The organism is Candidatus Synechococcus spongiarum SH4 (assembly GCF_000586015.1).
In the GTDB taxonomy this organism is placed as follows: Bacteria; Cyanobacteriota; Cyanobacteriia; order PCC-6307; family Cyanobiaceae; genus Synechococcus_B; species Synechococcus_B spongiarum_F.
The window spans coordinates 1-4746 of the sequence record NZ_JENA01000130.1 but is presented as its reverse complement, the minus strand read 5'-3'; the positions used below and the strand labels follow the sequence as shown (position 1 = coordinate 4746).

Genomic DNA, 4746 nt, shown 5'->3' with positions numbered 1-4746 from the left:
AGGTTCTTCACCCTATCCTCTGTCGCCTCGGTGATTTCCGTGGACAAAATCCCAAGTGCTCCAAACAGGCGTAGACGTTCAGTTGCTTGATAATCCGCTTCCAACTCCAAGCCATAACTCTTGGACCGACCTGCGTTTTCAGTGACAAAATCAACAGCGGTAGCTATATTTTCTGGTGGCATCTGGAGCTGCTGGTCCTGCCAATCAACGTAGAAGAGATTCGAACCCAGGCGCAAGCGACCATCGGCGCTCTGGTGACGAACCCCCAGATCCAGGTTCCATGTCTTTTCCGGGTCATACTCGAACTCTTCGGCGGCAACCAGGCTGGCGCCTGCACCGCCAGCGCGATAGCCACGCTGGACAGTCCCGTAAATGCGTGTCTCCGGCGATACCTTGTAGGACAGCCCCAGCTTGGGAAGGAAGACAGAGAAGTTCTTGTCGAAGTCACTATCTCTGTCTATTCTTAGCACGGGTATTCCTTGATTCTGCGTTACTCGCCCTGCCAGGGTTGCCAAGTTACCCAATTCCATTGCTTCAGATGGATTTATTCTCCCGGCTTGTGTAGCTGTTAAGATGGTAGCTTGGCTGATTTGTGGTAATGGTATCTGAGCTTTTGTGGCCAACTCTGGAAGTCTTGTCCGAAGCTTTGGCGCATCATCCAGAGCCTGAAAATCGATAATCCCATCTGCATCAACTGTTGTATCATTGCTCTCCCGTTCAAGCCGCAAACCCAAAGTCAGATCCCACTTCTCGGAGAGTGACCAGAGCCCTTCTCCGAACAGCGCCATGGTTTGAACGTCTTGTTTTACAGTTCTTTCGCCAAAAACATCAGATTCGTTAAATCCTTTCCCTTGGAAGTCTTCAAAATATGCCCCAAGAAATCCGTTAAAATGATCCCCTGCATAGCGAAGCCTGAGTTCCTGGCTGAAGGTACGAATGTCATCGTCGATATTAGCATAATTCTCATCAGGTGCGAGTTCCGTCTGGTCCACGTCAAAATTGCTGTTGGCGTCTTCCTTAACCCATACGGTGGTCGATTCCAACGAAAGAGATGGATGTCCCAGGGGCCAGCTTCCCCGCAGGGAAGCTCCTGCTGAATGATTCTGCAAGTGTGTGTTGGGATTGGCTCGGGCCACCTTCCGCTCGTTGTCCCACATACCCTTATCCACGTAGTGGGTCCCCACGTTCGTCTCACTGGAAAACGTGCTTAACTCCACCTGGGCTCCCCGTTCTCCTGCGTAGAGCAATTTCACCCTTCCATTTGAAAGATCCTGCCAGTCTCCATCCTGGTTCAACGTGACGTTTTCAATGAAGCTGGGGCCTTCCTGCCGATCAAAAACAATTCTATAGGCAAAGCGGTCCTCCACAAGCGGACCGCTGACGGCAAAGGAGGTTCCCAGCCCACCTTCGGATGCCCCCGCTTTCAACTGACCAGCCGCTTCCGTCGTGAAGGTGGGGTCGGCATTTTCGATGACCACCGCCCCGCCAAGGGAGCCGCGCCCCAAAACGGTGCTTTGCGCCCCCCGCAACACCTCCACCTGGTCCACGTCCCACAACCCGAAAGGCCCGGCATAGACGGAGACCGGAATGCCGTCCACATAGGTGGCAACCAGATCCCCTGGGCCACGGGTGACCAGAAAGTTGGTTTGCCCGAAGGTGGGACCCGAGGCGAAGCCGGTCTGGCCAATGCCGCGGATGGCCACACCGCTACTGGCTGCAAACGGCGTCACGTTGGCCAGACGCTCGGTCACGTCAAAGATGTCGTCCGCTGCTCCCGCCACACCGTCGTTCTCGCCGGGGAAAATAACGGTAACGCTGCTGTCCGTTTCCGCCAGGGAGCGCTCGGATTTCTGGCCGGTGACCGTGATAGTTCCCAGATCGAGAACCGGATCACCTTCCCCTTCCGACTCCTGAGCCATGCCCACAAGGGGCATTGCAGCATAAACAAGGCCCAGGACCCATGCTCTCCCCCGTGGGGAAACCCTGAACACCAGACTTGGTCTGCCACTGCTTGAGAGAACAGTCATCTGCTTGAGAAGGACACGGAGATGCAAAAGAGATTTTACACGAATCTTGCCTTGAACTCAAGGAATTCAAGCCGGGCATGGAGGTTCGGGCACCGCCCCTGTCCAGAAACTGACGGGGGCCGGCGCCATGGCGCAACACCCCCAGGACCATGGCCCCTCGGAGCCGATCCGACAAGGAATCACCTGGCCCCGCCCGTGAATCAGGACTTGACGGTCCGGGTCGTAGCGCCAGGACTTGAGGACGGGGAGCAGGGGTTGATTGAGGAGCTTGCAGAGGCTTTCCTTGGCCAGCCAGCAGTGCAGCCGTTGGCGTTGCCCCCACCGGGGACCCCGTTCCCGTTCCAGGTCAGCCAGTGTCCTTGCCTCCCTGGGCGAGAAAAACCGTCGGGCCAGGGCGGGGGAAACGGGGCGGTTGCCGGCTTCCAGGTCCACTCCCAACGGCTGGCGGGCCATGGCCGCCAGGGCGGCGCCACGGCTGTGGCTCAAGCTCAGATGCCAGCCCTGGAGGGAGTGCAACCTGGGAGGCTGACCCGGATCAGCCCGCAGAGGCACCGCCCGGGGTCCACAGCCCAGCACCCTGGCCGCCAAGCGCCGCAGCAGCACCCGGCTCCTCAACACCTCCCGGGACCGTTGCGGTGACGATGAGGACAAGGTCTCCAGGGCGTCCCGCTCGGACGGGTGGAGCCATTGCGGGCGATGGAGCCGCTCATCCAGGGGGCTGAGCCACAGGATCAAGGGGGCGCCCCCTGCTGTGGCGCCAGGATTCCCTAGGCTTGTGCTGCTTTGCTCCCATTGCGATGACTCCCCAAGTTGGCGAGGCGGCCCCTCCATTCACCCTGCCGGATGCCTCCGGCCAGTCGATTTCCTTGAGCGATTTTGCCGGACAACGGGTGGTGGTCTACTTCTACCCCAAGGACGACACCCCGGGCTGCACAAAGGAGGCATCCGGCTTTCGGGATGAATGGTCCGTCTTTGAAAAGCACAACGTCAAGGTGCTGGGCATCAGCAAAGACCCCGCCAGCAGCCACGCCAAGTTCATCGACAAGTATCAACTTCCCTTCACCCTGCTCACGGACGCGGAACCGTGCCCCGTGGCCCAGGCCTACGGCAGCTATGGCGCCAAGACGTTCATGGGCCGTGAATATACCGGCATGTTCCGCCACACGTTTGTGGTGGACCCACAAGGCCGTGTGGAAAAGGTGTACACCAAGGTGAAGGCCGATGCCATGGCCAGCCAGATCCTCACCGACCTGGGCCTCAATTGAAGTCAGGCCTCAAGCCCTGTCAGCATCTGCCCTGCCCTGCAAGCGCAGCAGACCCTTCAACACCAGATCCGGGTCGTCGTGGAGGGTCGGTTGCCTGGCAGCCGCTTGCCCCGTCGCCAGTTGCTTGCGGATGGAATCCTGAAGGAGGGGAGCATCGCCGCCGGTGAGCCAGCACTCCCGAACCACGGCAGCGGCCGCCAGCGCCGCCATGGTGCTGGCCACGGCAGCGGCCAGGCCATGGATCACCCCATCCACCATGGCGTTGACGGTATCGGTGGCCAAGGAACCAGGCTCGGCCGGAGTCCTGCAGGGCGCCGTGGGCCACCCCCTGACCTGTGGGGAGACCACGCAAGGGAGAGAGGCGGTGCCCTGATGCAGACTCTCAAGCTGCAACGCCACGCCCGGCAGGATCCGCCCTCCGGCAAAGCTGCCGTTGGCGGTGACGGCCGTCATGGTCAAGGCGGTGCCGGCATCCACCACCAGCACCCCGCCGCCAGCACTGCAGCCGAACGCCTGCCAGGCCCCCAAGGCCCGATCCACTCCCACGTGGGCGGGGCAATGGGGCAGGGGAACCTGGCGGGTTTCAACCGGCGGCGGCCATGGTCCCAGGCGGTTCTCCAGGGACGGGGGAATCAACCCCACCGCGGCCCAGCGCAGTGTGGCGGGCTGCACCGGCCAGGGGGGCCGGTTCCCGTCACAGCGTTGGAGCAACGGCCCAGGGCCGGTGGTCTGGGGTGTGCCCAAGCCCCAGTGCAAACGGCTGTTGCCCACCAGCAGCACCGTAATGGCCATCAGCCCGGTGGGTGGGCTGGGGCAGCCGAGGCGGTTTCATCCAGGTGAAGACCGCATTCCCCGTGGGGGCGTTGCCCCCGGAAGCGGGTGGACCGGCCGGTCACCTGGCCGTCGGGCGCGCTGGAATGCCAGTCCCCAACCGTGCTGTAGCCCTCCTTGAACAGGGGATGCTGGGGCAGCCCGTGCTCCTCCAGGTAGTAGTAGACATCCTTACTTGTCCAGTCCAGGAGGGGATGGAGGGTCCAACGGCCCCGCAAGCGATCCAGCACGGTCATGGAACGACGGTGGGGGGTTTGATTGCGGCGCACCCCGCTGGCCCAGCAATGGGCGTCGAGTTGATCCAGGGCCGTTTCCAGTGGCTCCACCTTGCGCATTTGCAGGTAGCGCTCCATGTCCTCGGGCCGGTCCGACTCCCAGAGGGGGCCATACAGCGCCTCCATGCGTGCGGCGCTGAGTACGGGTTGGGCCACGTGCAACTCGAACCCCAGACGCTCTTCCAGTTCCCTGGCATAGCGATAGGTTTCCGGGGGAAGGTAGCCCGTATCCACCCACACCACGGGAATGGCCGGCGCCGCGCGGTGGGCCATGTGCAACAGCACGGCAGACTGGATCCCGAAACTGGTGGTGAGCACAAAGCTGCGCCCAAACTCCGCAGCACACCA

General features: G+C 61.4%; 5 protein-coding genes. 1 reads left to right on the top strand and 4 read right to left on the bottom strand.

Features of this window, described 5'->3' with window-relative positions:
• Window positions 1-1919: TonB-dependent receptor (locus BG35_RS0106600; protein WP_161632560.1), on the bottom strand; the 1919-nt coding region annotated here is incomplete at its 3' end.
• Between the two features lie 174 nt (window positions 1920-2093).
• The gene (locus BG35_RS11615) at window positions 2094-2762 is read right to left on the bottom strand and encodes a 4'-phosphopantetheinyl transferase family protein (protein WP_025782209.1); all 669 of its coding nucleotides are present in this window, start codon (window positions 2760-2762) and stop codon (window positions 2094-2096) included.
• Between the two features lie 62 nt (window positions 2763-2824).
• Here BG35_RS11615 and bcp point away from each other — a divergent pair, with 62 nt between their 5' ends.
• The gene (gene bcp, locus BG35_RS0106590; RefSeq protein WP_025782208.1) at window positions 2825-3292 is read left to right on the top strand and encodes a thioredoxin-dependent thiol peroxidase; all 468 of its coding nucleotides are present in this window, start codon (window positions 2825-2827) and stop codon (window positions 3290-3292) included.
• 9 nt (window positions 3293-3301) lie between these two features.
• On the opposite strand, the gene BG35_RS11610 is transcribed toward bcp, so the two are convergent.
• Window positions 3302-4084, bottom strand: a complete 783-nt coding sequence (locus tag BG35_RS11610) for a type III pantothenate kinase (RefSeq protein WP_025782207.1) — start codon at window positions 4082-4084, stop codon at window positions 3302-3304.
• Window positions 4084-4746 (bottom strand): phosphoadenylyl-sulfate reductase (locus tag BG35_RS0106580; protein ID WP_025782206.1); only part of this gene is annotated, 663 nt, incomplete at its 5' end. The genes BG35_RS0106580 and BG35_RS11610, both read right to left, overlap by 1 nt.